Annotated in this window: 24 protein-coding genes and 5 pseudogenes; 6 read left to right on the forward strand and 23 right to left on the reverse strand. The window is 40.5% G+C overall.

Annotated features, from left to right (window positions below; all coding sequences use genetic code 11):
• Positions 1 to 9 precede the first annotated feature (9 nt).
• From NST05_RS06355 to NST05_RS06400, 10 genes and pseudogenes are all read right to left on the reverse strand, one after another.
• Complete coding sequence (locus NST05_RS06355; protein WP_340742945.1) at positions 10 to 1,830, reverse strand: VirD4-like conjugal transfer protein, CD1115 family; 1,821 nt, start codon at positions 1,828 to 1,830, stop codon at positions 10 to 12.
• On the reverse strand, positions 1,830 to 2,318 hold the full coding sequence (locus tag NST05_RS06360; RefSeq protein ID WP_340742946.1) for a hypothetical protein: 489 nt from the start codon (positions 2,316 to 2,318) through the stop codon (positions 1,830 to 1,832). Before NST05_RS06360 ends, NST05_RS06355 begins: the two co-directional genes overlap by 1 nt.
• A 76-nt stretch (positions 2,319 to 2,394) precedes the next feature.
• Complete coding sequence (locus NST05_RS06365; RefSeq protein ID WP_180482470.1) at positions 2,395 to 2,976, reverse strand: CPBP family intramembrane glutamic endopeptidase; 582 nt, start codon at positions 2,974 to 2,976, stop codon at positions 2,395 to 2,397.
• A gap of 2 nt (positions 2,977 to 2,978) precedes the next feature.
• Positions 2,979 to 3,212, reverse strand: coding sequence for a transcriptional regulator (locus NST05_RS06370; RefSeq protein ID WP_105141499.1), 234 nt, complete (start codon positions 3,210 to 3,212; stop codon positions 2,979 to 2,981).
• A gap of 9 nt (positions 3,213 to 3,221) precedes the next feature.
• Complete coding sequence (locus NST05_RS06375; RefSeq protein WP_180482469.1) at positions 3,222 to 3,605, reverse strand: hypothetical protein; 384 nt, start codon at positions 3,603 to 3,605, stop codon at positions 3,222 to 3,224.
• A 9-nt stretch (positions 3,606 to 3,614) separates the two neighbouring features.
• Entirely contained in the window at positions 3,615 to 4,043 is a 429-nt protein-coding gene (locus NST05_RS06380; protein ID WP_010730330.1) for a hypothetical protein, read from the reverse strand.
• The gene (gene dcm / locus NST05_RS06385) at positions 4,027 to 5,382 is read right to left on the reverse strand and encodes a DNA (cytosine-5-)-methyltransferase (protein ID WP_340742947.1); all 1,356 of its coding nucleotides are present in this window, start codon (positions 5,380 to 5,382) and stop codon (positions 4,027 to 4,029) included. Before dcm ends, NST05_RS06380 begins: the two co-directional genes overlap by 17 nt.
• Before the next feature lie 157 nt (positions 5,383 to 5,539).
• Entirely contained in the window at positions 5,540 to 6,364 is an 825-nt protein-coding gene (locus NST05_RS06390) for a replication initiator protein A (protein ID WP_180482467.1), read from the reverse strand.
• The gene (locus NST05_RS06395; protein WP_018165721.1) at positions 6,361 to 6,534 is read right to left on the reverse strand and encodes a hypothetical protein; all 174 of its coding nucleotides are present in this window, start codon (positions 6,532 to 6,534) and stop codon (positions 6,361 to 6,363) included. Before NST05_RS06395 ends, NST05_RS06390 begins: the two co-directional genes overlap by 4 nt.
• Before the next feature lie 356 nt (positions 6,535 to 6,890).
• A pseudogene (locus NST05_RS06400) lies at positions 6,891 to 7,433 on the reverse strand (amidase family protein); the annotation flags it as partial.
• A 541-nt stretch (positions 7,434 to 7,974) separates the two neighbouring features.
• Between NST05_RS06400 and NST05_RS06405 the strand changes: the two are divergent.
• Positions 7,975 to 9,426, forward strand: a complete 1,452-nt coding sequence (locus NST05_RS06405) for a peptide MFS transporter (RefSeq protein ID WP_084828800.1) — start codon at positions 7,975 to 7,977, stop codon at positions 9,424 to 9,426.
• Between the two features lie 161 nt (positions 9,427 to 9,587).
• Here NST05_RS06405 and NST05_RS06410 read toward each other — a convergent pair.
• The 8 genes and pseudogenes from NST05_RS06410 to NST05_RS06445 all read right to left on the reverse strand — a co-directional run.
• Positions 9,588 to 10,040, reverse strand: a pseudogene (locus NST05_RS06410) (amidase family protein); the annotation flags it as partial.
• Positions 10,041 to 10,125: 85 nt separating this feature from the next.
• The gene (pyrE, locus tag NST05_RS06415) at positions 10,126 to 10,755 is read right to left on the reverse strand and encodes an orotate phosphoribosyltransferase (protein ID WP_011681117.1); all 630 of its coding nucleotides are present in this window, start codon (positions 10,753 to 10,755) and stop codon (positions 10,126 to 10,128) included.
• An 88-nt stretch (positions 10,756 to 10,843) separates the two neighbouring features.
• Positions 10,844 to 11,539 (reverse strand): orotidine-5'-phosphate decarboxylase, encoded by a 696-nt coding sequence (gene pyrF, locus NST05_RS06420; RefSeq protein ID WP_084828799.1) that lies wholly within the window; start codon positions 11,537 to 11,539, stop codon positions 10,844 to 10,846.
• Positions 11,540 to 11,783: 244 nt separating this feature from the next.
• Complete coding sequence (locus NST05_RS06425; RefSeq protein WP_171815035.1) at positions 11,784 to 12,740, reverse strand: dihydroorotate dehydrogenase; 957 nt, start codon at positions 12,738 to 12,740, stop codon at positions 11,784 to 11,786.
• A gap of 9 nt (positions 12,741 to 12,749) precedes the next feature.
• A complete protein-coding gene (locus NST05_RS06430) occupies positions 12,750 to 13,523 on the reverse strand; it encodes a dihydroorotate dehydrogenase electron transfer subunit (RefSeq protein ID WP_252989160.1) in 774 nt (257 codons plus the stop codon).
• Positions 13,524 to 13,793: 270 nt separating this feature from the next.
• Positions 13,794 to 14,342: a DJ-1 family glyoxalase III gene (locus NST05_RS06435; RefSeq protein ID WP_084828797.1), complete on the reverse strand. Its 549-nt coding sequence runs from the start codon at positions 14,340 to 14,342 to the stop codon at positions 13,794 to 13,796.
• Between the two features lie 133 nt (positions 14,343 to 14,475).
• The gene (locus tag NST05_RS06440) at positions 14,476 to 14,607 is read right to left on the reverse strand and encodes a TraX family protein (RefSeq protein ID WP_207563313.1); all 132 of its coding nucleotides are present in this window, start codon (positions 14,605 to 14,607) and stop codon (positions 14,476 to 14,478) included.
• Positions 14,564 to 15,031: a LaaN protein gene (locus NST05_RS06445; protein ID WP_340742948.1), complete on the reverse strand. Its 468-nt coding sequence runs from the start codon at positions 15,029 to 15,031 to the stop codon at positions 14,564 to 14,566. Before NST05_RS06445 ends, NST05_RS06440 begins: the two co-directional genes overlap by 44 nt.
• Positions 15,032 to 15,393: 362 nt before the next feature.
• On the opposite strand from NST05_RS06445, the gene NST05_RS06450 reads away from it, so the two are divergent.
• From NST05_RS06450 to NST05_RS06465, 4 genes and pseudogenes are all read left to right on the forward strand, one after another.
• The gene (locus NST05_RS06450) at positions 15,394 to 17,052 is read left to right on the forward strand and encodes an Rqc2 family fibronectin-binding protein (RefSeq protein WP_084828795.1); all 1,659 of its coding nucleotides are present in this window, start codon (positions 15,394 to 15,396) and stop codon (positions 17,050 to 17,052) included.
• 925 nt (positions 17,053 to 17,977) lie between these two features.
• Positions 17,978 to 18,148, forward strand: coding sequence for a hypothetical protein (locus tag NST05_RS06455; RefSeq protein WP_263405624.1), 171 nt, complete (start codon positions 17,978 to 17,980; stop codon positions 18,146 to 18,148).
• Positions 18,085 to 18,422 (forward strand): annotated as a pseudogene (locus NST05_RS06460) (MATE family efflux transporter). The gene NST05_RS06455 and the pseudogene NST05_RS06460 overlap by 64 nt, the downstream one beginning before the upstream one ends.
• A gap of 76 nt (positions 18,423 to 18,498) precedes the next feature.
• Positions 18,499 to 18,771, forward strand: a complete 273-nt coding sequence (locus NST05_RS06465) for a hypothetical protein (RefSeq protein ID WP_232694069.1) — start codon at positions 18,499 to 18,501, stop codon at positions 18,769 to 18,771.
• A gap of 608 nt (positions 18,772 to 19,379) precedes the next feature.
• Here NST05_RS06465 and NST05_RS06470 read toward each other — a convergent pair.
• A complete protein-coding gene (locus NST05_RS06470) occupies positions 19,380 to 19,655 on the reverse strand; it encodes an ABC transporter substrate-binding protein (protein WP_223899659.1) in 276 nt (91 codons plus the stop codon).
• 143 nt (positions 19,656 to 19,798) lie between these two features.
• Here NST05_RS06470 and NST05_RS06475 point away from each other — a divergent pair, with 143 nt between their 5' ends.
• Positions 19,799 to 20,434, forward strand: a complete 636-nt coding sequence (locus NST05_RS06475; protein WP_011681099.1) for an HAD hydrolase-like protein — start codon at positions 19,799 to 19,801, stop codon at positions 20,432 to 20,434.
• A 61-nt stretch (positions 20,435 to 20,495) separates the two neighbouring features.
• Here the strand turns inward: NST05_RS06475 and NST05_RS06480 are convergent, their stop codons facing one another.
• The 4 genes and pseudogenes from NST05_RS06480 to NST05_RS06495 all read right to left on the reverse strand — a co-directional run bounded on the left by NST05_RS06480 (position 20,496) and on the right by NST05_RS06495 (position 24,676).
• The gene (locus NST05_RS06480; RefSeq protein WP_084828792.1) at positions 20,496 to 21,260 is read right to left on the reverse strand and encodes a nucleoside phosphorylase; all 765 of its coding nucleotides are present in this window, start codon (positions 21,258 to 21,260) and stop codon (positions 20,496 to 20,498) included.
• A 426-nt stretch (positions 21,261 to 21,686) separates the two neighbouring features.
• Positions 21,687 to 22,058, reverse strand: a complete 372-nt coding sequence (locus NST05_RS06485; RefSeq protein WP_084828791.1) for a hypothetical protein — start codon at positions 22,056 to 22,058, stop codon at positions 21,687 to 21,689.
• A gap of 461 nt (positions 22,059 to 22,519) precedes the next feature.
• A pseudogene (locus NST05_RS06490) lies at positions 22,520 to 23,227 on the reverse strand (alpha/beta hydrolase).
• Between the two features lie 412 nt (positions 23,228 to 23,639).
• A pseudogene (locus tag NST05_RS06495) lies at positions 23,640 to 24,676 on the reverse strand (alcohol dehydrogenase catalytic domain-containing protein).
• Positions 24,677 to 24,736: the final 60 nt, after the last annotated feature.

Here is a 24,736-nt window from a genome sequence, read left to right on the forward strand (position 1 = left end):
TCTTTTCTATTAGTGTAGTGTGCTTTCTTTGCTTAAATCCCTAACCTTGTGGTCTGAGGGTTCAAACGGAACTTCCTCTGTTTTGAGGGGGTCAATGTGGTAATGCCACCAACGTTCATCTGACTCCTTATCCACCAGGTATTGCCAGTTCTTGTGTTTCAAGGGGAAGAACTTTTTCTCCTTAAAAACAGGAACCCCTGCTATTCTCACCAAGCACTCATCACGTTTCATGTTTCCAACTTCATCAGGGGTCATGAGATCCCTTGCGATTTTCTGATGAGACGTTGACCCAGACCCTGTTTGGCCATACGACCGACTGGTACTTCTCACATCAATGGTTTGTTTGCCTAAGAGACCACTCATAAACTTAAAGGTCTCTTCATCATTACCTCCAAGATAAAGCAAACTGTCACAGTTTCCTAGAATGGTTTTCCAAGCCTCCTTCTCCTTATAGAGCCCTTGAAGTTGGGCAATGTTTTGAAGAATGGGTACGAGACTCATGTTCCGTGAGCGAACTGTTGAGGTTTGTTCCGCAAAGTCTGGAATTTCACCGACATTCGCAAATTCATCTAAATAACTTCTCACGTGGATAGGTAGTTGTCCCTTAAAGTCCACATCAGCTTGTCTGGTTAAGGTTGAAAAGACGGTGGAGAAAAAGAGGGCTGAGAGAAAGCGAAAGGTGGTGTCATTATCTGGAATAACGAGATAGACCATAGTTTTCTGCGTTCCCCATGTTTTTAAGTCCAAGGTGTCACGTTTAGTTAAATCAATGACGGATTGGATATTAAAGAGGGCAAACTTAGCCGTTGTTACGGCAATTACTGAATCCAAGGTCTTATCCTTGTAGTTTTGGAAATCTGCCCAGTTACGCATGGTGAAGTTTTCTGTCCCATATGTCTTGGCATAGGTCTCAAACATCACTTCTAAGACACTCTTATCTTGATTTTCTCCTTTGGATAAGAGCTTGATGAGTTTTCCAATTTCAGAAAAAGAGGGGTAACGCCCTCGCTTACGACGACTGTCTGCTTCTTCTTTGGTACTGCCTGGAGGATTGTAAAAATCCACCAAGTAAGAGGAAATGGCTCTGACTAAGGTCATGGAAGCTTCATCCCAAAAAGGATCACTGCGACTGCCATTGCCCTTAGTGTTATTGAAATAGACCGTAAGCATACGGTTCAAATCATTCTCCGTTTCCACATAACGAAAAGGATTAAAACCATCTGAGTTGGTCATGTTTACGAGGTCTAAGACCTTGACCTGATAGTCATTCTCTAAAAAGAGCTTCCCTGTCTTTTCAGCTAAGTGATCCTTAGGGTCAACGACAATATTGGAACAGTTAAGCTGAATCAGATTGGGTTTGACAAACCGAAAGGTCTTCCCGCTACCAGACCCACCGATGACCACAAGGTTCTTGTTTCGGTCAAACTGTGGGACTTTCTTTTCTAACAGGGTTAGCCTAACGTTTCGTGACAAAATAGTGTCATTGAAAGGATTCTTACTGAGAAAGGCTTTACGCTCACGACTATTCCCAAACCGAGCAGAGCCATATTCAGCCCCCTCTCGGTAAACCTTTTGACCAGTTGAAACATAAAGATAGACTAGGCCCACCGTCACAATCCCAAAGCAAAAGCCTAAAACCGATCTACCAGTAAAATGACCATTCCACAAGGGATTTAAGACCTGATTCTGTCCTTCGCCTAAGAGATAGGCAAGCCGTTCCAAGGGCGGTTGATTAGGTAGGCTATCGTAAAGCAAGACTAGCCGATGGCAGAAATAGCCAAAGGCAAGCCCTAAAATACCAAAGATAAAAACTTTTTTCCCTGAGACCATTAGTGAATGACCTCCTTTGTTTTCACAGCAGAGGGTTCTGACATCACAATCTGTTCCTTGGCTTGTGCGATTTCCTCATCAAGGGTTTTATCCATAGTTAGCCCTTTCAGTTTTTCTGGATTGGAAACGAGCTTTTGAAGTAACTCATCTAAGTGCTTGTCTAAGAGCGACTTATCCTTAGCATAGAAATGCAGGTAATCTCCTTGCCAACTAATGGCAATAGGAAGGTTTTCTGATTCCACCAATTCCTTGAATTTCTCGACATCAACTGGTTTATCCAAAATGTCATTTGAGATATTCAGCGACTCAATGGCATATGGACTTTGAAGGAGTTCTTCTAACTTTTGAACCCCAATCTTATAAGCCGAGTCTTGTACTAGGACGTGTCTGGCTGACCACTCTAAGAGTTTGAGAAGGACCTTCACCGTAAACATAGCACTCCGTTCCGCATATTGAATCGCTTGGCGTTCCTGTTGTTCAGATGACATCATTTCCTCCTTTATATGATTCCCCATCAAAACAATAGGGTGCTTTCATGATACGAAAGCACCCTTGATTTTGGTATCACAATAAAGATAGGAAAAAGACAATTCCGTTCCAAGACAGGTGAACGAGAGTTGAGCTCAAACAGTCTGTTTGCCCTCTAACCACACCAAGGGTGAGACCTAAACTCCCATAAAGCACCCAAGTGAATAGACTGGATGGGTGATGAGCTAAAGCAAAAAGGGAACTCGTTAACAACACTTGAATCACTGGTTGAGACAAGACTCCCCACAACACCTCTCTATAAAAGACTTCTTCCACAACACTGGCATTAAGGAGAAAAAGAATAAAGGACAGAACAGGAATCTGGTCTTGAACAGTCACTAACGTTTCTTGGTTTGGTTCGCTTCCTGAAAATAGAGCACTCATAATAAGAGCAATACTTACCATGACACCTAGACTGCCAAGTACCCAAAGCCCTCTCTCCTTCAAGGATAGGTTTCTTTTAGGTATCTGGTACCTTTTCCAGCTCCACAATATCAGGGCTAGAAACGTCACTTGTAAAACAGGTAACCATGCCCCATTTAGCCAACCAACCAGGTACAAACTCACTAGGAGTACATTGACATGAATGGCTCCGTACATGACTACTAAACGTTTCATCTCTACCTCCTAAACAAATCTTCATAGTCAATCTCTAAAACATTCACTATTTTCTCCACCCATTTGCCTTGTGGCATGAGACGATGGGATTTGTAGTGACGAAAGGTTTGGTAGAGACGGTTAAACTCACTAGGGTAGACGTATTGCCCCTTAAACATCTGTCGAGCAAGGTCAGCCCATGATAGTCCTTTTTCCATAACGATAATTTCCAAATTTTCCCAAAAACGGTCGTTCATAACTCCTCCTTATGTCACCAGATCCTTAAAAAGATGTTCACGAAAGGAAACTACTTTTTGACTTCTCGGAAGAAAGGTTCTCGCTTCTTCTAAACTCATATCGGGATACACGTTATCCTCACAAACCACAAGTGGGAGACGAAGATTCTGGTCAGGTTTCCGTAGAACTACCGTCACTAACTCACTCAATTTCATCTCTCTATGACCTTTAAATCGTTGTAGCGAGGGGGATAAGAGCGTAAAACAATCACTGCTTTTGGTAAACAAGCCCAATAAGTCTTCACGTGACAGGTTACTTACTTCTTTACTGGAGTAGGAAATACCATGTGAGTCACAAAAAGATAGGAGTTTCTGATTCCGACTGTTATTTCGACTTAAATAGATTTCTAACATCGCTTCCTCCTACACAGATAGCTCCTTCTCTAATGCTTGAGTTGGTGGGGTAAACACCTTACTCATATCAATAGGTGACATGCCTTCACCGTAGCATTTAATTGTTATAAGACATTGGACCATTTCATATTGACCTTTGTATTTGTACAACTGACCATAAGTTCTGAATGCTAAATGATTTTCATCTGTTAAAAAGGCATCCCCACCATTTTTAAGATCCTCATTCTGAATAAATTCTTGATAATTCTTAAGATTTGATTCAAACAGCTTTGGTGGAATTTTCTCTTTGTGGTAACTATCCTCGTAGACGACCATGACATCACAATCATAGTCTGGTAGACTAGCAATTAGGCTATCCTGTCGTTCTGTTTCAGCATAATGTATTTCTAACTCAAGATCTGAGCAGTCCAATATACTTTTACTATGTAATAATTTCATGTTTTTCTTCCTCTTCAATCTTTCTAAATTCTCTAGCAATGGCTTCAATAACGGTGACGGTCACGCTATTGCCTGCTTGTTTATACAACTGACTTTTACTGGATACGTTCTCAGCTCTGTCATAAGCCCAATCAGGAAACCCCTGAAGTCTAAAACACTCTCTAGGGGTTAGGCGTCTGATTCTCAAACGATACAGTTTTCCATCTAGGATTATTCCAGTCACTTCATACCACTTGTCCTTACGGTATTCCAAAGCAGCAACTACCACTCCCATATTGTCAGAAGTGGTTAAGGTATTTGAAATCCCCTTTCCCACTCGACCTCTGCGTTTGGTAGACTCTGGGTAAGCAAGGTTGACAGAATCTCCCACTATTGCCTTGGCATAGCCTAGTTTGGTCGCTTCCCTAATTTTCAAATGTGGCGCTTCTTCACGACAGAGAATCTTAGGAACTTTATCCCCTCCTTGCATCGTGGTCAACGTTGGAGAAAGCCCTGAAAGGTCATAAACTCGTCCAGTCTGCACAAACGTTGTTGGTAAGGTTCCTGCGACAACTACACCATGCCGATCTTGGCTAGTTAAAGTAAACATCGGATCATCGTTCCCTTTAAAGCGTCTCCCATGTTGGCGTTTTTCTAGCCTATCAGGGGTTAAAACTGGAATGGCAATTTTAGTTCCCTCTCCTTTTCCTCTTGTTAAGGTTGGTGCTATCCCACGTGATAAATAGACTTCTCCATTCATCCCTTTGCCTGACGGATTAACATTACCTAATCGTTCAAGACCAGCTGAGCTACTTTCTCTTCTGATAGGAAATAGGAATCGGGGACGGTATCTTCTAGAATGTCCGATAATAAAAATTCTTTCACGGTTTTGCGGCACTTGGAAATCTTTACTGTTAAGCACCTGCCATTCGACATCATACCCCAACTCATCCAATGTGGTGAGGATTGTTCGAAATGTCTCTCCCTTGTCGTGACTGAGTAAGCCCTTGACATTTTCGAGGAATAAAAGACGTGGTTGGATCTGTTTGGCCGCTCGAGCAATCTCGAAGAACAAAGTTCCCCTAGTATCCTCAAATCCCAATCGTCTGCCTGCGAGTGAAAATGCCTGGCAAGGGAATCCCCCACAGATGATGTCCACTTGCCCTCTAAGTTGTCTAAAGTCCTGATCTGTGACTTGTCTAATATCATGAAATTCTATTTCTCCTTCGGTCTCATAGATGGCCTTGTAAGATTTCCTCGCAAACTTATCAATCTCACAAAAGCCAATACACTCATGGCCCTGACGAGTTAACCCCAGTCGAAAGCCTCCAATTCCTGCAAATAAATCTAAAAACTTCATGTCTCTCATTCCTTTCTGACAAAACTAAAAAGGACCTTACTTCTTGCGTAACGTCCTTTCTTAACAATGATCTTCCATTTCTGGGGCAGTGATAAGTTCAAAAATGAACCAAATCATTCCTAATCCCCAAATACCTAATAATATCCACCAAAACATCTTACTCACCCCCTTTTAATTCTTTTAAGCGTTGGACCTTAGTCCATTCGGATAAGACGCCATTAAAGACATACTCCGCTATCGTTTCTGTTCTGTCCGCAAACCTCATATTCTCTAAAGCGTACTGATACCGATGATCAAAATAAATCATAGCATAATCACTAGCAGCCTGTGATAGACCAACTTGTCTCAACTGGTCATGTACCAAGCCCCAAATGTAATCTCTGTCGTATCTTGTGACTCGGTCTACTTTACGTTGAAAATTGTCATTATCACTTTTCTTACTTGTTAGACTTTCTTTCTCCTCTTCGTCCTCAATGACTGACTCACTCTCTTTAGTTTCACTCATATTAGTCTCACTAACTTCAGTCTCACTAGTGGCTGATTTTAAGACTAGCCCCGGCTGATTTTGACACCCCCCTAGTGTTTTTTGAACACTACCCCCGTCTGAATTTGAGACTGGGGTAGGTTCATGTTCTAACTCCCCCAAATAAATCTTATTGGCCAAGCGTCCTTTTTCACTGGAAGACTGTTGGACTTCATCTATCAAACCATACTCTCGTAAGGTTTTCTTGATAGCAAGTAACTTAGATTTGGAACAGCCAAGTAGTGCCATGAGTTTGGAGTTGGAATAGACCAAATAAATAGCCCCATCCTCATCTATCCACCCTCTACTTAATGACAATTCCAAACGGTCTTTTAGAACAGCATAAGCAACCTTCACCTCGAGTTTCATGTCCTTATAGCGATCACTCTCAAACAAGAGTTTTGGGAGCTTATAGTAACGCTCTGACGTTTGATAGTGATTTGCGGTGATACGTTTCATGATTGTCCCTCCAACACTAATAAACCGATATTTCCTAACTCATCAAATTGAATGAGTCCGTTCTCCTCCATTTCAGCAACTATCCGCTTCGCTTTATTGATATCGATTCTCATGATAGCCATGAGATGACACATCACAATTTGTCGTGATGACTGTTCATTCTTTTGCATGATTTTCCTCCTGAAACTAAAAAAGCGAGAACACTTATTAAAATGTTCTCGCTAAAGCGATATTATTTATAAAATCTAAAAAATTCCTCCTTAATGACAGATTGTAGAACGCTCAAATCCTTGATTTAACAGCGTTTTAAGCACCTGTCATTATTATGACACAATCCCCAGCAGTCGCAACCTTAATACTGCCACGCTTCTCAATCTTTTCCCAGTTCTTGTCAGCTGAACTTTGTGATGAGCAAGCAACCAAAAAGACCGCATCCAAGATTAGGCTGAAAACGGCTAAAAACTCTTTTTCATCTTTATATGTCTCCTTAAAACAAATAATAAAGTTAAGTTAAAAACTTATAATCTTAAACTACACTATTTGAAAGGGTTTTACATAAAATTGAACTTTCTTCCATTTGCTTGGCTAACAGTAGCAAGAGGTCCTCTCTTCCCTTGGCGGATGTCAGTTGAAGTCCAAGCGATAGTCCATCTGCAATACGATAGATAGGTAAAGAAATTGATGGTTGTCCCGTCAAGTTAGCTCGCTGCGTAAAGGATGTCCAATCTAGGCTATCCGCAAACATGGCCCAAATAAGTTCCTGTTGCTTTGGCCAATCAAAATAAGCAATCTGTTTGAGTTGATTTTGTAGGCTTTCAGATAGAGCAAACTGTCCGTGTTTAGGTGTCACATCCGCAACTGTAGGTGTCAGAAGAATATCGTAAGCCTCATGAAAGACTGCCATCTGATAGCTATACAGGTCCCACTGAGCTAGTATTTTAGAATAAACTTTGGCTGGAATCTTTTGACCCGATTGAAAAATGGCCCAAGTCAGTAACTCCATATCTTCAAGTGTCATCGAACGGCCCAAAGCACCTTCTGTACCATCAAACATTGCAGCTGTCTCTACCACGGCTTGTTGCTTGCTAGCGAGTTCCGCCACTTCAATGGCACCGTTAATTGCAGACATCACGGGTGCAAACGACTTCGTATCTGCTGACACATAAAACATGTCAGCATTCCCATAGGTTGCCGATCTACGTGTCAAATTAACCGATACTTTATACCGATTAGCCTCAAAAACAATATGATTATAATTGAAATCATGTGCATAGTGGAATAGTGAGGATATAAATTCCCCTGCATCAAACTTTTCTTTTGCCATACTTTTGGACATCCCAACGGGTACGTCATTCCTTTAACTTAAATTCGTTCACCCTCTATTGTACAGATAAATCCACGGTCTGACCACTAATTCGCCCTATTTTACGATATCTTCACGTCAACCTATCGGTTAAGCACGGCTAATATGATATTATTTTGATACTAAATTGGGTAAATAATTTGTATTTTACACCATTTTAGCATAAAATAGAAGGATATTTTTAATAAATATGTTTGTAACGTTGTTAATTCAATAATAACGTATCAAAAATCAATCGGGGGATTTTATGGAAGACAAAGGAAAGACATTTTTCGGGCAACCTTTAGGACTGTCAACACTATTCATGACTGAAATGTGGGAGCGTTTCTCATACTATGGTATGCGCGCCATCTTGCTTTACTATATGTGGTTCCTCATCAGTACTGGTGATCTACACATTACACGAGCAACAGCCGCATCAATCATGGCAATTTACGCTTCAATGGTTTACCTTTCTGGTACGATCGGTGGTTTCGTAGCCGATCGTATCATCGGAGCACGTCCAGCTGTATTCTGGGGTGGTGTTCTCATCATGCTTGGACATATCGTGCTCGCTTTGCCTTTTGGCGCAAGCGCATTGTTTGGGTCAATCATCTTAATTATTATCGGAACTGGTTTCTTGAAGCCAAACGTTTCAACATTGGTTGGGACATTGTATGACGAACATGATCGTCGTCGTGACGCTGGTTTCTCAATCTTTGTGTTTGGTATTAACTTGGGTGCGTTCATTGCACCACTTATTGTTGGTGCTGCACAAGAAGCTGCAGGTTACCACGTGGCCTTCTCATTGGCAGCAATCGGTATGTTTATTGGTTTGCTGGTTTATTACTTCGGTGGTAAGAAAACATTGGATCCGCGTTACTTGCGCCCAACTGATCCACTAGCACCAGAAGAAGTTAAGCCATTACTTGTTAAAGTGGGCTTAGCGGTCGCTGGTTTTATTGCCGTCATCGTCGTGATGAATCTTGTTGGTTGGAACTCACTACCAGCTTATATTAACCTTTTGACAATTGTGGCAATCGCAATTCCAGTCTTCTATTTTGTTTGGATGATTGCTTCAGTCAAGGTTACGGCAACAGAACGTTTGCGTGTTGTATCATACATTCCACTCTTCATCGCCGCTGTTTTGTTCTGGGCGATTGAAGAACAAGGCTCAGTTGTGTTGGCAACATTTGCTGCTGAACGTGTTGATTCATCTTGGTTCCCTGTCTCATGGTTCCAATCATTGAACCCACTGTTCATCATGCTTTACACACCATTCTTCGCTTGGCTATGGACTGCCTGGAAGAAAAACCAACCATCATCACCAACAAAGTTTGCCGTTGGTTTGATATTTGCCGGCTTAAGCTTCTTGATAATGGCCATTCCTGGTGCTTTGTATGGCACAAGTGGTAAAGTATCACCACTATGGTTAGTTGGTTCATGGGCACTTGTTATCCTCGGTGAAATGTTAATTTCACCTGTCGGCCTATCCGTCACAACTAAGTTGGCACCAAAAGCCTTTAATTCTCAAATGATGTCAATGTGGTTCTTGTCATCAGCGGTAGGTTCTGCTTTGAACGCACAACTGGTGACGTTGTATAACGCCAAATCTGAAGTCGCTTACTTCTCTTACTTCGGATTAGGTTCTGTTGTACTTGGTATTGTTCTCGTCTTCCTATCAAAGCGTATTCAAGGTTTGATGCAAGGTGTTGAATAAATTGCATAAAAAAAGCGCTCACAATATATGAGCGCTTTTTTTATGCTTAATTATTTCACATCGTCGGGCTTTGTCAGCAACTTTTTTCAGCAGCCTTGTCAACATTTTCATTAACTTCTTTAGCCTTATCAGCAGCTTTATCAGAGAAATCTTCAGCTTCAACTTGACCCGTCAGCATTCCGTGTCACATCGTCAGGCAGATTGACAGAACCATGAATCTGGGCATCACTGATATTTTTGAAACCAAACTCAGGAGTGCTAGAACGCCCTAAAATAATGAAGCCCAGTTCTTCAAGATTCTTGACATAGTTATCCGTTTCTTTAGCATGGTAACTTGTAAATAGGCGAGAATCTGCTGTTGAAGGCTTCCCAGCTTGCTCCTGACCTAAATCCTTCAGGAAAATTGGTACTCCTGAAAAAGGCTTATCAGAAAAATCTCGATTTTCTGCTTCTACCAATGCTTTCTCGTAACGTTGACTGACGATAGCATTGATTTTAGTATTCGTCCTCTCCGCTTCACTTATAGTATCCTTTACTAGCTCTCGAGGGCTTACCATCTTATTTTGCACGGCTTCAGCCATTGCTGTCACATCTGACCACTCATTTATTGTCATCTCATAATCTCCTGCTTCTATTATCTTCTAAATTATACTAAAAAAAAACGAAACGCCTAAAACGTTCCGCCTTAAATCATAATAATTAGTCTTGCCAAGTTTCTTGGTTTTCTTTGAATTTCTTCAAGAGTTGAAGTCCGTCTGCAGTGATGTAACCTTTAACTTTAGCAACCTTAATCAACTCAGTGTAGTTTGAAAGAGTGACCAATTTCACACCAGCTTCTGCGAAGTTTTTCTCAGCTTTTGGCAATTCGTAAGTGAAGATAGCCACAACACCAATAACATCAGCCCCTTCACGCTCTGCAGCAGCGACAGCATCAAGTACTGACCCACCAGTTGAAATCAAGTCTTCAACAACAACCATTTTTTCGCCTTTAACCACACGGCCTTCGATCTGGTTACCAGCACCGTGATCTTTTGGCTTGCTACGGATGTAAGCAAATGGAAGGTTCATTTTGTCTGCAATGATCGCACCGTGAGGAATACCCGCAGTTGCAGTACCAGCAATTACTTCTACTTCCGGAAACTCTTCTTTAATCTTTTTCACGAACCCATTTTCAATAAGCGTACGTGTTTCAGGATAAGATAAAGTGATACGGTTATCAGTGTAGATTGGTGATTTAATTCCTGATGCCCATGTAAATGGCTCTTCAGGTTTAAGGTAAACCGCTTTGATATCTAGCAAGTCTGAAGCAATTTGTGATGCTAATGTCATAATTATGTTCCTCCGTAAAGCGTTTTCTATAGTTTATTATAACCCAATTCTTTCTATTTTTCTTAAGAAATCAGGTATTTTTGAAAATTTATTGATCGTTCCATTGGGCCTTGATGTCGTGATAAGCTGCCACTGGATCTTCAGCTTGCGTAATTGGGCGACCGACAACAATGTAGTCTGAACCAATTTGATGAGCATCAGCAGGTGTCATGACCCGTTTTTGGTCACCAACCGCTGCTCCTGCTGGACGAATACCAGGTGTCAAACAAACGAAGTCTTGGTTAGTTGCTTCTTTGATTTTGGCTACTTCGTGTGCTGAACAGACAACACCATCGAGACCTGCTTCAGCAGTTTTCTGAGCATAATGAACCACTGATTCTTGAAGTGTGGTTTGGATATTTTGAAAATCACGCATCTGCTCTTCAGACGTAGAGGTCAACTGGGTTACAGCAATCAAGATTGGTCCATCTCCCAAGCCTTCACGCGCAGCTTTCATCATCTCCACACCACCAGCCGCATGCACATTTGTCATATCAATGCCAAGGTTAGACAAGACACGCATAGCTGATTTGACAGTATTTGGAATATCGTGAAGCTTAAGGTCAAGGAAAACACTATGGCCAAGCTCTTTAACGTAGCGTACAATCTCAGGACCAGCCGCATAGTAAAGCTCCATACCAATCTTCACATAGAGCTTTTCATCAGCAGGAAACTTAGCAAGGAAAGCCTTCACATCCTCAAGAGTCGGGAAATCAAGGGCAATAACAGGACGATTTTCTCTCATTTCTTATATCCTTTCACACAAAAAACCTCCGCCAGTCAGCGAAGGTTGCACGAAAATAGGGCAGTCCCTACCCTTTAGTGATGCCGTAGCATCTCAGTACACCTTTCTCGCCTCTCTGGACTCGATTAAAGGTTCAGTTCAATTTGTTCTATTATAGCGCTTTTATATGGGATTGTCAAAAGGGAATATGAGTACGTTCTTTGAAAATACTTTTTCCTAGGCAAATATACCTATTAGCACTATATTATTTTCCCAACAAGTCTGTTCGAACTTCCTCACGCAAGTCCTCAAGAGTTGTGATGCCATACTTGTCCATGACTTCAGGGAGACGATCAATGATTTTAGGGCAGGCATAGGGATCTGCGAAGTTTGCTGTTCCGACACCGATGGCTGAGGCACCAGCGATAAACATTTCGATAGTTGCTTCGGCACTGTCTACGCCCCCCATACCGATGATTGGAAGGTCTGATGCAAGAGCGACTTGGCGGATGAGTTTAAGGGCTACTGGGAAGACAGCTGGTCCTGACATACCACCTTGACCATTGGCAATGATTGGTTTGCGAGTCGCCAAATCATAGCGTGTACCAACCAAGGTGTTAATCATGGTGAAACCTGTCGCACCGGCATCTTCGACTGCCTTGGCAACACTTGTAATGTCAGCCACGCTTGGTGTCAGTTTGACATAGACGGGCACATCAGAGTGAGAAACACTGGCTTTTACGGCTGCATAGGCAAGTTCTGGTACTTGTCCTATGAGAAGACCGTTATTGCCATGGTCCACGTTTGGACAGGAGATGTTAAGCTCGATTGCCTTGACGTTACTAGCTTTGGAAATCTTGTGAGAGACTTCTGCATATTCTTCGTTAGAAAATCCAGCCACATTCGCAATGATTGGCAACTCAGGATAATGTTCCTGTAACCATGGGAGTTTTTCAGACAAGATAGCATCAACACCCGGATTTTGCAATCCAATGGCATTAAGCATACCTGATGGTGTCTCTGCCACACGGGGTGTTGGATTCCCAAAACGCGGGTTGGCAGTTGTTGCCTTAATCATGATCGACCCTAGTTTGTTCAAATCATAGTACTTGGCATACTCTTGACCAAAACCAAAGCAACCAGAAGCTGGGATAATGGGATTTTTCAAATCGATCCCTGGAAGACTAATAGCTAAACGATTTTCTGATTTCATCTCTGACATGGTTACCTCCTAGACGATGACTTTTCCGGTAGGAAAGACTGGTCCCTCCTCGCAAACACGAAGATTTTTAGTATCCGTTTCTCCTTTAACGTGAACTACACAGGCATAGCACGCCCCCATTCCACAAGCCATACGAGCTTCCATAGAAACATAGGCGTGAGGATGATTTTCAAACTTGCTGTCAACATATTTGAGCATACCTGGAGCTCCGCAACTGTAAACGGCATCTGGTGTCCAGTCGAAGTTATCAATGACTGTTGAAACGTAACCCTTGATACCGTATGAACCGTCGTCAGTCGTCACATAAACATCACCACAAGCCCTGAGTTTATCCTCCAAAATAACGGCATTCTTATTGGCGAAACCAATTACTGATACGACTTCCACTCCCTTAGCCTTCAACTGCTTAGCCGTCTCAACCAAAGGTGGCACGCCAATACCACCACCAACAAGGAGAGCTTTCTGCCCAGCCTCAATAATAGAAATATCAAAACCATTTCCTTGAGGGCCCATGGTATCAATAGTTTTACCGGCTACCATCTTTGAAAGGATAGCTGTTCCCTCACGCTCCACACGATAGACAATGGTTGCCTCTTTTTTATTGTAGTCAATCTCTGAGATGGAAATCGGACGACGAAGAAGCTTGCTTGGGTCTGGCACTTTGAGGTGGATAAACTGACCAAGCTGCATATCCGCAACCATCTCCCCCTTAAGCACCATCTCAAAAATACGAGGTGCAATCTCACGCTGACTCACAATGGTTAAATCTTCAATTAAAATCATGACAACCCTTTCTATACTGCAAAATGTCATCAAAAAAACCTCACCATACGGCAAGGTCGCACAAAAAATCACAGGAGAAACCTGCTGTTTCAATCTGTCCGACCTTTTAAGCCTCTCTGGACTCATTTAAAGGTTATTTTGTGATTATTATAACCATTTTCAAGCGAGATGTCAAAGCAGAAAAGAAAAAACCAAAGCTCTTAAAACTAAGCTAAGGTCTCTCCAGCCTACAACTAGGCCATTTGTTTGATACATGCTCTATTATCAATCTTATTGAAACAGTCTGTCGTAGACCATAGTATGAGCCAACTGCTGACCATCACCGCCCAACAAATCAACCAATGCATAAGCAAACGCTAATGCTGTTCCGGCACCACGGCTAGTCACAATATTGTCATCCACGACCACTACGTCAGTTTGATGATCACCAGATGCAATTTGTTCCTCTACACCTGGGAAACAAGTAAATTTTCGCCCTTCAAGCAGGCCTGCACGTTCGAGAACAATTGGTGCAGCACAGATAGCAGCAACATATTTTCCAGCTTTAGCAACTTCTTGAAGAGAGGCAATCAAGGCTTGGTGATCACGTAGTTTAGTTGAGCCAGGCATGCCGCCAGGGAGAACCACCAAATCATATTCATTTAGATTACCATCAAATACGCCATCCATAGTGACTTGAATCCCATGAGAGCCTGTCACTGATGCACTTTCAAGTCCTAACATGCTACAGTCAAATCCAGCTCGGCGGAAGACATCCACTGGGCTCAAGGCTTCGATTTCTTCAAATCCGTCCGCAAATACTACTGCTACTTTTGTCATGATATACCTCCAATTTAGTTATCACAAGATTCTATTACTCCTTAAATTATAGCAGTTTTAGAAGCAGGAAACAAATTATAAAAATTGGACTTTGAGCACGAAAAAAGACAGTATGAGGACTGCCTTTGTCTTCTTATCTGAAAAAACTTGCTAAGATCCACAAGAGATAAATATGGGCTGGATAGAATATGTAGAAGAAATTCTTATTGCCACTACCACGCTCACCGTTGTAGAAATACATAGGAATCACAGCGAAGATCATCATCCACTGCACAGTTAGTTGTCGGATCAAAGAGATGGGCAATCACTGATATAATAGCTAATACGATAATTTGTGCGATACGATTGGTACGGAAAATATAGAATAGCAAACCAAGAATAACCATCACAAAGCCACCTTCAACCATGATAATACTTGGCACAAGTGACAAGATAGAGGCAACAATTTGCACAACAAGTGGGTTTGCATGTGGTATTTCATTTATACCTGCCAGGACTACAACTGGAATAGATGAAAGAATTGGCAAGAGAATGATGGCGTTGCCAATGGTCATGAACCAACTCATGTAGAGGAGACGTCTGAGGTAGGCCAATCGATCATGAGTATAATGGAAACTATCAGCTGCTAGAAAAAGGAAGATAGGAAAAACCAAACGCCCTAACATAGTTAACCATAGTGGCACTCCCATACCCTCAAACATCTGATGGATGTGATCCAAAACACATAAGTACAATAGCTAGGTATTTCAAATTAGTCGCATTACATAGCTTTCTAATATTATTCATTATAATACTCCTTAAATTTTAAGCGTATTAAATGATACCATAACTAGAATATAATTCAAAAGAATATTTGAAGAATTTTGATATGTTTTAGCTACTTATGTCATACCATTTTTTATGATAATTTATAATAAATTAAAATAATCAGTTTAGACTCTCGACCCTCCCCAAACATTTCTACCGGATTTATGCTATAATGGTTAAGCATTTTATATATTATCACAATTAAAATAACAACCATTACCACTAACAAGAAAGGAAGTGCATCATGTCTTTTGACGGCTTTTTTCTTCATCATATGACGGCCGAGTTACGTGAGCAGGTGCTTTACGGGCGTATCCAGAAGGTTAATCAGCCTTTTGAGCGTGAATTGGTGTTGACCATTCGTAACAATCGTCAGAATTACAAGCTTTTGCTTTCGGCTCACCCTGTCTTTGGGCGTATCCAGACAACCAAGGCAGAGTTGCCAAATCCTCAGAATCCAAACACCTATACCATGATTATGCGTAAATACCTTCAGGGAGCTGTTATTGAGGATATCCAGCAGCTGGAAAATGACCGTGTTCTTGAGATTTCCGTGTCTAACAAAAACGAAATCGGTGACAGTGTTAAGGTTACTCTTGTTATGGAAATCATGGGGAAACACTCCAACATTATCCTTATTGACAAGAACGAGAACAAAATCATAGAGTCTATCAAGCACGTTGGTTTCTCGCAAAATAGTTACCGAACTATTTTGCCTGGCTCTACCTACATTGCTCCGCCAAAGACAGATGCTAGAAATCCTTTCGATATTTCAGACGAAAATCTCTTTGAACTCTTACAGACGGAGGATTTGTCAGCTAAAAACCTTCAAAAACTCTTCCAAGGGTTGGGGCGTGATACGGCTAATGAATTATCAGCTTTATTAGAGACTGATAAACTCAAGAATTTTCGTGACTTCTTTAATCGCGAGGTCGAACCTAATCTTACGACTAAGGCATTTTCAGCTGTAAGATTCTCAGATAGTCAGGACCAACCTGAGTTTGAGACCTTGTCAGAGCTTTTGGACTACTACTACTTGGACAAGGCGGCGCGTGACCGTGTGGCTCAACAGGCTAGTGATTTGATCCATCGTGTGCAAAATGAACTGGAAAAAAACAAGAAGAAACTTGTTAAACAAGAAAAAGAGCTTGCTGCTACTGAAAATGCTGAGGAGTTCCGTCAAAAAGGTGAACTTTTAACAACCTTTCTGAGCATGGTGCCAAATGACAAGGATAGTGTAGAACTAGACAACTACTATACTGGCGAAAAGATTACCATTCCTCTAAATGTGGCTCTAACGCCTAACCAGAATGCTCAGCGTTACTTCAAGAAATACCAGAAACTCAAGGAAGCTGTTAAGCACTTAACTGGTTTAATTGAAGAAACCAAGCAAACCATTAACTATTTGGAAAGTGTCGAGTTCAGTCTTTCTCAAGCTAAAATGGATGAGATCGAAGACATTCGTGAGGAGCTTGTACAAGCTGGCTTTATGAGGCGTCGTTCAACTGACAAACGTCAGAAACGCAAGAAACCTGAACGTTATCTAGCTTCTGATGGCAAGACCATTATCATGGTTGGTCGTAATAACCTACAAAACGAGGAGTTGACCTTCAAGATGGCTAAAAAAGGTGAGCTCTGGTTCCACGCCAAGGATATTCCAGGTAGTCACGTGGTCATCAAGGACAATCTTAACCCAACCGATGAAGTCAAGACTGATGCGGCAGAACTAGCTGCCTACTACTCTAAGGCTCGTCTATCAAACTTGGTTCAAGTAGATATGATTGATGTTAAGAAACTCAACAAACCAACAGCAGGTAAGCCTGGATTTGTGACTTATACGGGACAAAAAACCTTACGTGTCACACCAACTGAAGAAAAAATTGACAGCATGCGAATGAAATAAATTGAACATTCCACCAACCATTATGTAATGCCTAGTGGTTGTTAATGCTAGTTTAATTGTAATAAAAAAGGAACTTAGTAGGTTCCTTTTTTTCATTATATTAGTAGTTTATTTTATATTTATTATTCAATACATATTCTTGTGATAATCTTGAGTATTTTTTGTAAACTTAAAATTTTTGTAAAATCCAATTACACTACCTATTGTAAAACACAGAAAAATAAATGAAATCACCCATATTATTGAGTCTGAAGAAGCATCATAAGTTAATGGAACAGTAATTAAATACACAAGAAGTGCTATTGGTAAAAATGATAAAGTAACAGAAGCATGTTTGATACGTTTGTTGTCATCAATACTGTTAATATCTACAAATCAGCCTACAGGAAGAAATCGCATCCAATATTTAAACTTTTGAGCTTGAGACTGGCTAACTTTTTCTGAGAACAAGTTTGTTATAACTTTATAATAAGCTAATGCTACTAAGTCTATAAGTTTTACAAAGAGCAAAGAAAAGACTGTTAGTAGACTTATAATCAACATGATATAACTAAAATCTTCATTGAACCTTGAATTTTTTGACATTTTCTTTCCTCATTCTATTTTTTGGAGGGCTTCTATTCCATCTCATTTCTGAGACCAAGAGCCAGTACACTCCTCCCTATATTTACTTACAGCTTCCAATGATTGCGGCCGGTTATATCCATATGTCACAAAAGCTCAACCGCTATCTAAAGTCTATGAAAAAGTCATCCTAGGGTGACTTTTTATTATTGTTTCACAGTTACTCTCTTGTTATAATAGTACTATAAAAAATTCGTCAGTTGATCTTTTACGAGGCCCAATTTTGAGGTCTCTTTTAATCTTTGCTCTGCCTACTCTAGTTTCTAATATTTTCCAGCAGCTCTACAATACTGCTGATGTCATGATTGTGGGACGATTTATAGGACCTGATGCCTGGGCTGCTGTTGGGGCTTCCTCTTCTATTTTTGATTTGGTAATCGGGATTTGCCCTTGGTGTTGGAAAATGGTATGGGGGTTGTTATTGCACGTTATTATGGTGCGCAAAAATATGATAAGCTTCGTCAATCTGTAGCTGCCACACTTGTTATTGGTCTAGGCTTAAGTGTCTTAGTTATGTTTTTAGGGCATTTTGGTCTTTATCCTTTGCTAACTTTTTAGGAACTCCTAGTTCTATCATTAGACAGTCCTACCAGTATATTTCTATGATTGTGTCTTGTGTTGGGGTAAGCTTGGGTTATAATCTGTGCGCAGGGCTTCTTAGGGCGGTTGGGGATAGCCTCACAGCTCTCTATTTCCTGATTTTTTCAGCCTTAGTTAATATCATTTTAGACTTTTTTATTACATAGCTCCATCTTGGCGTACAATCAGCAGGCTTAGCGACTATTATCTCACAGGGTCTGTCTTTACTATATTAAGAAAAAGGTGACCTTTCTCCTACTACATAAGTCTGACTTTGTTCTTGATTCAAGCCTTTATCTGGACCTTTTTGGACAAGGAATGGCCATGGGCCTCATGAATTCCATTGTTTCTATTGGAACTGTGACCTTACAGTACGCCATTAATGGCTTCTGCCCTCTCATCATTAGTGCTCAGGTGGCAGCAAGACGAATTATGTCCTTTGCGGTTCTACCCTTACCTCCCTTGCTGCTGGGTGACGACCTTCACCTCACAGAATTTCGGAGCCCAACAGTTTAAACGTATTGTTGAAGGGTCGAAACAGTCATGCCTTGTCTCTATCATTTGGTCCATTATTGCTGTGTCCTACTCTATATGACAAGTCCCTTCTTGGCTGGTCTTATTTCTGGGTCTGATTGTGAACCATTGCTTTGGATTCCTATGACTATTCAGCTCTATTTTTCTTTGAGAAACACACCAGACGTTTGTTTGTCAGCTAGATCCCTTTTTAGTTTAATTCAATCCCCATTCATCAGCTATTTGTTTCATAATTATTTCTTGCGACACAATGCTAAATCCAAGCATATAAGTTAAATAATCTGCATAGATAGCCTTATTATTTTGAACAGCTTTAAGCTTACTCCAGATAGGTGAGTTTTTAAGTTGGAACATATCATCTGGATTATAGGTTTCGCACGATTGAACTTATAAATATCATACAGGTAACCAAGATGCCCGTAAGTATAGTAACGGATTTCATTGACAGTCACGCTCAAATACATAAGTTTTTGGAAGCTAAATTTAGCTTTGACATTTTCCGCAAAAACAGCCTCCTTAGCATCAACTCTATCGAGATCTTTCTTCATTTCATCACGTTTGTCAAAGATGTCTGCTTTTCATTTGTGTTGCTATAAATAGCCAACAGTTGGTGCAATCTCAGACAAATCTTCATAAAGATCCTTTCGCTCTCCTGTCATAAGGATTAAATCAGGTTCTAACTCAACAATCTTTTCTAAATCTGGATTTTCCTGCCAACCCACTGAAATCACTTTTTTATTCTTGTATTGTTTCTTAAAAAGGGTTGAAAAATCTTGACTTCCAGTTTGACCGGTTGTCTCACCCCTTATAGGAGTTATATCTAATGGGTCTAAAATTTCACCATAGAGGTGGTCGAGGATAACGATATGTTTGGAAGCTTTTTTTCAACTCCACCCTATCAAAATCAAGCACAATCGTCTTCTCTTTGAAAGTCTGACTTATATTGTTTGACTTTGCATTTTGTCCTATCATGATATAATAAACAAATAACATTGTATTGGAGAATCATATGACATTTACACACATTTTCTTCGACCTTGATGGTACTCTTATAGATAGTTCCGAGGGCATCCACAATGGTTTTGTCCAAACCTTTGAAAGACTGGGCCTACCTGTTCCTAGCGACCAAAAAATTCGAACCTTTATGGGACCACCTCTAGAAGTGACATTCAAAGAAGAAATTAGCGAAGAAGGTGCTGCCCAAGCTGTCAAAATTTATCGTGACTATTATGAGACCAAAGGACAGTTTGAAGCTCACCTCTACGACGGTATAAAAGAGGTTCTAGAAAAGCTGAGTCACGATCCAAATAAGAAAATCTATATTACGACTTCCAAAAATGAGCCTACCGCTCTGGAAATGTGCGAGTACCTTGGCATCACTGAGTTTTTTGACGGTATCTATGGGGCCACACCTACTGCTTTCCACAAGGCTGACGTCTTGCAGCGTGCTATCACTGAAAATAATGCGAATAAGGACAGTTCTGTCATTGTTGGTGATACCAAGTTTGATTTGATTGGTGGAAAAACAGTTGGCATCAAAACAATAGCGGTTACCTGGGGATTCGGGACTAACGAAACCTTATTAGCTGAAAATCCAGATTTTGTAGCTGAGACTACCCAAGAACTTTGGGATATTTTGAAATAATAACTTACATCTAAAAAGAGCACGATTATATAGTCATGCTCTTTTTTCTATTGAATTAGGATTACATCTGGACAATGATATCCAGACAAAGCTCTAAAGCCTTATCAAAAGCCTCTGAGCCCCAATCTCGTTGATCGTAATTGTCAATATCTACAAGGGAATCTGCCGTAAAGAGTAGTAATCCCCAAATAGCTCCTCGAAGTTGAGCAACTGCTGCAAGTGCAGAACATTCCATCTCTACAACACTACAGCCCTCTTCAATACGATAGGAAACCTTATCTGGTGTTTCTCTATAAAAACCATCTGTCGACCAGGTCATGACCTCTTCATAGGGGATTTTCTTTTGTTTTAAAGTTTTCTCAATAGCTTCCAGAGCTTGTTTATTCATGTCTATATAGCGGGATGGCGCAACATAGTGGTAACTCGCTCCTTCATCCCTCAACGCTCTAGTAGGAATCAAAAAAACATTTTCCTTCATGTTTACCAAAACGCCACAAGTTCCAGTTGAAATGATTTGTTTTACGCCATAACCAATTAACCAATCAAGAAATTGTGCAGCTGCAGCTGATCCAACTGGAGCTTGAGCCAAGCAAATCTCCTCCCCATTGTAAGTCATAACAAATATAGGATAAGTTTTGGTCGCGGAGACAAACTCTCCAACTTTATCAGCCTCAACAGCGTTCGCATAGCGTTCAATCTCTTCTTCTAAAAAAGCGTAAATACACCTAGCCGGCAAGTCTAAATCCAAGTCCTCATGTGTCGGCATAATCACAGCCTGAGGACTATCATCAAACTCTAAAATTGGGATTTCATGTTTATGTATCATCTGTTGCCTCCTAAGTTTTAAGAATTATTATATCAAAAATTTAAACTGATTATATGATTTCATAAAATCTATTAGCTTATAATCAAGAAAAATAGATGATTAAATCATAACACCTAAAAAAGACATGAATCTGTTTTAGTCAGAAACATGTCTTATTTGTGTTCTATTCAAGAAAGATTATTTCAATCATCTTTTATTGTCTCACGAAATCTTCTGATGTTAAGAACCTATGCACGATACTCTGAAATAATCTCTCCTATCCAGTTTTTAAAAGGATTGTGAGAATGAAGATTCTTGATAATAACAAATAAATAGAATTTATAACTTTTCTTCATCTCCTCACCTTTAATCATCATCTTCTAGTACTAGATTCTCATCCTCATAAAAAACGACTTTCCCATCTTTTACTTTAAAAGAATAACTGATTTAATCTTGATTCTCATCCTTGGTATTGGAATAAAAGAAATTATATTCACCATTCGGAAGATCACTAGCATCTAACTTTTTAGCCGCATCTTTCATATCTTGTGATTTGACTGTTATCTTTTCATCGATATAAATGACCATCTCAATCAACTCTTTATCAATCAAGGTTTGGTATGAAATTTGATAGTAACCTGCAAAGTCCTTCTTACCTTCTTTGAGATTGTCTGAGGATAAGGTATCCAGATTTTTCTCCTTTTCATCATGACTGAAGTTAGATAGAAAACTAAATGAACTAATAGGAAGACCGAGTTTTTGTTTCTTCAATTGTTTTTTAATTTCCTTCTCAACCTTTTGGACAGATTTCTGCTTCAAAAACGATTCCTTATATTCTGGAACATTGCCATAAGAGTCACTTGATCCTTCTTCATGAATAGCCGTATTTTCTCTAATACTACTTTCTGGTCATCGTTAGTTTTATCAGAATAGGTATAAGTTACGTGGTAAGTTGGTATTTCTAAGGCTGTCCAATATAATTTAGTGATAGTAACCTTACCATGCAGACCCACTTTATTACAATTCTCGACAATAACTCCTCTGACCTTGTTATAATCACTAGACTTCATCTTTCTGAACTCCATCAAAAACAAGGCTGTAAATATTATGAGAAACAAAAGTAAACGATTACATTATCTTATCTTTATTTAACATTCTTTACATGAAATGTCAGATGAAATTGGATTCGTTCTTTTACTTCTCTTCTCTGCCAACCCAATCATTGTATTAAAAAAATCTAGTAGACAGCCTCTACTAGATTTTTTTATATTCTTATCAACTCATTTTCCCCACAAGAAAGCATTTAGAGGCTTATCGACCAAGGTTGTTTCATGGAGTTTACTGTGTTGGCCGTTAAGACCTGTGATTTTCTTTTCTTGGTAGGATTTGACATGACCTTTAAGCAGATAGGCTAGGGATTGACTGGATAGATTGGTCACGCGCTCATCACTCTCTTTACCTGTATTGCCATAGATGTTGAGGACTTCAACTTGTCCTTGAGGATAGTTGTCTCCAAGAGACAAGAGCTCCCCATATGACTCGGTCATGCTAGTTGGTTTTCCTTCGCCATCTAGAGAGTTTTCTTCCGGTTCATCCATGCCGATAATCCCGTTAAAGTGACCGGGGATATCCACATGTTTGACTAGTTTAGGAAGACTGGTATCACTGCCATACTAGAGCATATAATAGACGATAGCTATATTGCCGTAGGAGTGACCAACCATGTTCATCTCAGTGATTCCGTAGGTATCCTGGAGAGCTTTGACGACAGCGTAGGCATAGTTGCGCTGGTCCTGAGTGCTGGCCCCTCAATTATTGTCAAAATTGACTAGGACAATCGGATTGACCGCATCTTTTTGAACAGTCCCTTTCAGAGTAACGGTCCCATCTTCAGCCACATTGGCTTCGATAATGGTTTGGGTCACGCCAGATTTTTTAGCTGCATTAGCCATGTGTCTTTCCGCATGACTGCTTGAGCTCCCAACCATGGAAAAAGATGGTTGGACGGCTTGATTGAATAAATGTTTTTCTTGCTTCTGCTTTTACGGCCTACGCTTGGTTTTGGGAAATAAAATACCAACCACCTACACAAACAAGACCAAGTATTGCTAAAAGATTGAAAATAAGAGTTTTTTCTTCATATATACCTTTCTGATTTGCTTTATGTAAGAGCTAAATAATCCTAACTTTTTTACTTGCAATACTGATTACGAACTCATTCATCTTACATGTTTTCCTTAATGAAACGATCCATCTCTTCAAACGGAATCACGTTCACCTGGTCATAAAGGTCTGTGTGACTAGCCCTTTCGACTGTAATCATTTTTTTCTCCTTTGCAACATATAAAAAGGCTTGGAAACACAGCTCTCTTGCATTACCAAGGCTTTTGTATAACTTAACTAATTTAAAACAATCATAGATTTAATAGACTTGCGTTCATCCATATCTTTATAAGCCTGATTAATATCTTCCAATTTATAACTTGTCGTAAAGACTCGGCCTGGATTGATGTCGCCATCAAGAACAGCTTTTAACAAAACTTGTTTATCATAGGTTGTGACAGAGGCTACCCCTCCCGCCACTAAAATATTTTGGGCAAAGGTCGAACCAAGGGAACGGTTATTATAATGAGGCACACCGACAAATCCCATACGACCACCGTTATGGAGGACACCAAGAGCTTGTTCTACTGCTGCTTCAGTACCGACACATTCGAGAGCTGCATCTGCTCCTCCCCCGAGGATTTCACGGACTTTGTCAATGCCTTTTTCGCCACGCTCAGCTACAACCGCAATCGCACCTGACTCCAAAGCCATCTTTTGACGATCTTCGTGACGGCTCATAAGGACAATTTGAGAAGCTCCACGCATCTTAGATGCAATGACAGCACATTGACCAACAGCCCCATCTCCGATAACGACAACCTTATCACCCTTTTGTACATTAGCCACACGCGCAGCATGGTAACCCGTCGGCATAACATCAGCAAGTGTCAAAAGTGACTTGAGCATGCCTTCGCTATAATCTGAAGGTTGCCCAAGAATTTTGACAAGGGCCCAGTTGGCAAAGTGGAAACGGATATACTCAGCCTGCACGCCCCCAGACCAGTTATTACCTGAGTGGTTATCACAAGAGCCGTCAAAACCAGCTCGACAAGCATCACACTGACCACACCCATGTGTGAAAGGTGCAATGACAAAGTCTCCTGGTTTTACCGTAGTAACTTGCTCGCCAACTTCTTCGACAATTCCGATAGCCTCATGACCACTATTCTATGTCCCTCTTCCATTTCCGGATTACGGTAACTCCAAAGGTCAGATCCACAAACGCAAGTACGTACTATCTTGATAATGGCATCATCTGCTACCACGATTTGCGGGCGATCAATTTCTGCCAGCCCCACTTGTCCAGCTTTGGTATAAACTGCTGATTTCATATATCTACCTCTATTTCTTTAGTTATAGTTAGTATATACTTTTAGGCAAGCTTTAGTTCA

Source organism: Streptococcus sp. FSL E2-3494 (assembly GCF_038007085.1).
Lineage (GTDB): Bacteria > Bacillota > Bacilli > Lactobacillales > Streptococcaceae > Streptococcus > Streptococcus thermophilus.

Coding starts and splice junctions, on each gene's coding strand:
- NST05_RS06435 (WP_084828797.1), bottom strand. CDS start 14,342: ATGACAAAAGTAGCAGTAGTATTTGCGGACGGATTTGAAGAAATCGAA.
- NST05_RS06390 (WP_180482467.1), bottom strand. CDS start 6,364: ATGAAACGTATCACCGCAAATCACTATCAAACGTCAGAGCGTTACTAT.
- NST05_RS06355 (WP_340742945.1), bottom strand. CDS start 1,830: ATGGTCTCAGGGAAAAAAGTTTTTATCTTTGGTATTTTAGGGCTTGCC.
- NST05_RS06370 (WP_105141499.1), bottom strand. CDS start 3,212: ATGAACGACCGTTTTTGGGAAAATTTGGAAATTATCGTTATGGAAAAA.
- NST05_RS06450 (WP_084828795.1), top strand. CDS start 15,394: ATGTCTTTTGACGGCTTTTTTCTTCATCATATGACGGCCGAGTTACGT.
- dcm (WP_340742947.1), bottom strand. CDS start 5,382: ATGAAGTTTTTAGATTTATTTGCAGGAATTGGAGGCTTTCGACTGGGG.
- NST05_RS06475 (WP_011681099.1), top strand. CDS start 19,799: ATGACATTTACACACATTTTCTTCGACCTTGATGGTACTCTTATAGAT.
- NST05_RS06375 (WP_180482469.1), bottom strand. CDS start 3,605: ATGTTAGAAATCTATTTAAGTCGAAATAACAGTCGGAATCAGAAACTC.
- NST05_RS06360 (WP_340742946.1), bottom strand. CDS start 2,318: ATGTCATCTGAACAACAGGAACGCCAAGCGATTCAATATGCGGAACGG.
- NST05_RS06395 (WP_018165721.1), bottom strand. CDS start 6,534: ATGCAAAAGAATGAACAGTCATCACGACAAATTGTGATGTGTCATCTC.
- NST05_RS06455 (WP_263405624.1), top strand. CDS start 17,978: ATGATTGTGGGACGATTTATAGGACCTGATGCCTGGGCTGCTGTTGGG.
- NST05_RS06425 (WP_171815035.1), bottom strand. CDS start 12,740: ATGTCAGAGATGAAATCAGAAAATCGTTTAGCTATTAGTCTTCCAGGG.
- NST05_RS06405 (WP_084828800.1), top strand. CDS start 7,975: ATGGAAGACAAAGGAAAGACATTTTTCGGGCAACCTTTAGGACTGTCA.
- pyrE (WP_011681117.1), bottom strand. CDS start 10,755: ATGACATTAGCATCACAAATTGCTTCAGACTTGCTAGATATCAAAGCG.
- NST05_RS06380 (WP_010730330.1), bottom strand. CDS start 4,043: ATGAAATTATTACATAGTAAAAGTATATTGGACTGCTCAGATCTTGAG.
- NST05_RS06445 (WP_340742948.1), bottom strand. CDS start 15,031: ATGGGAGTGCCACTATGGTTAACTATGTTAGGGCGTTTGGTTTTTCCT.
- NST05_RS06440 (WP_207563313.1), bottom strand. CDS start 14,607: ATGATGATCTTCGCTGTGATTCCTATGTATTTCTACAACGGTGAGCGT.
- NST05_RS06430 (WP_252989160.1), bottom strand. CDS start 13,523: ATGATTTTAATTGAAGATTTAACCATTGTGAGTCAGCGTGAGATTGCA.
- pyrF (WP_084828799.1), bottom strand. CDS start 11,539: ATGAGAGAAAATCGTCCTGTTATTGCCCTTGATTTCCCGACTCTTGAG.
- NST05_RS06365 (WP_180482470.1), bottom strand. CDS start 2,976: ATGAAACGTTTAGTAGTCATGTACGGAGCCATTCATGTCAATGTACTC.
- NST05_RS06480 (WP_084828792.1), bottom strand. CDS start 21,260: ATGATACATAAACATGAAATCCCAATTTTAGAGTTTGATGATAGTCCT.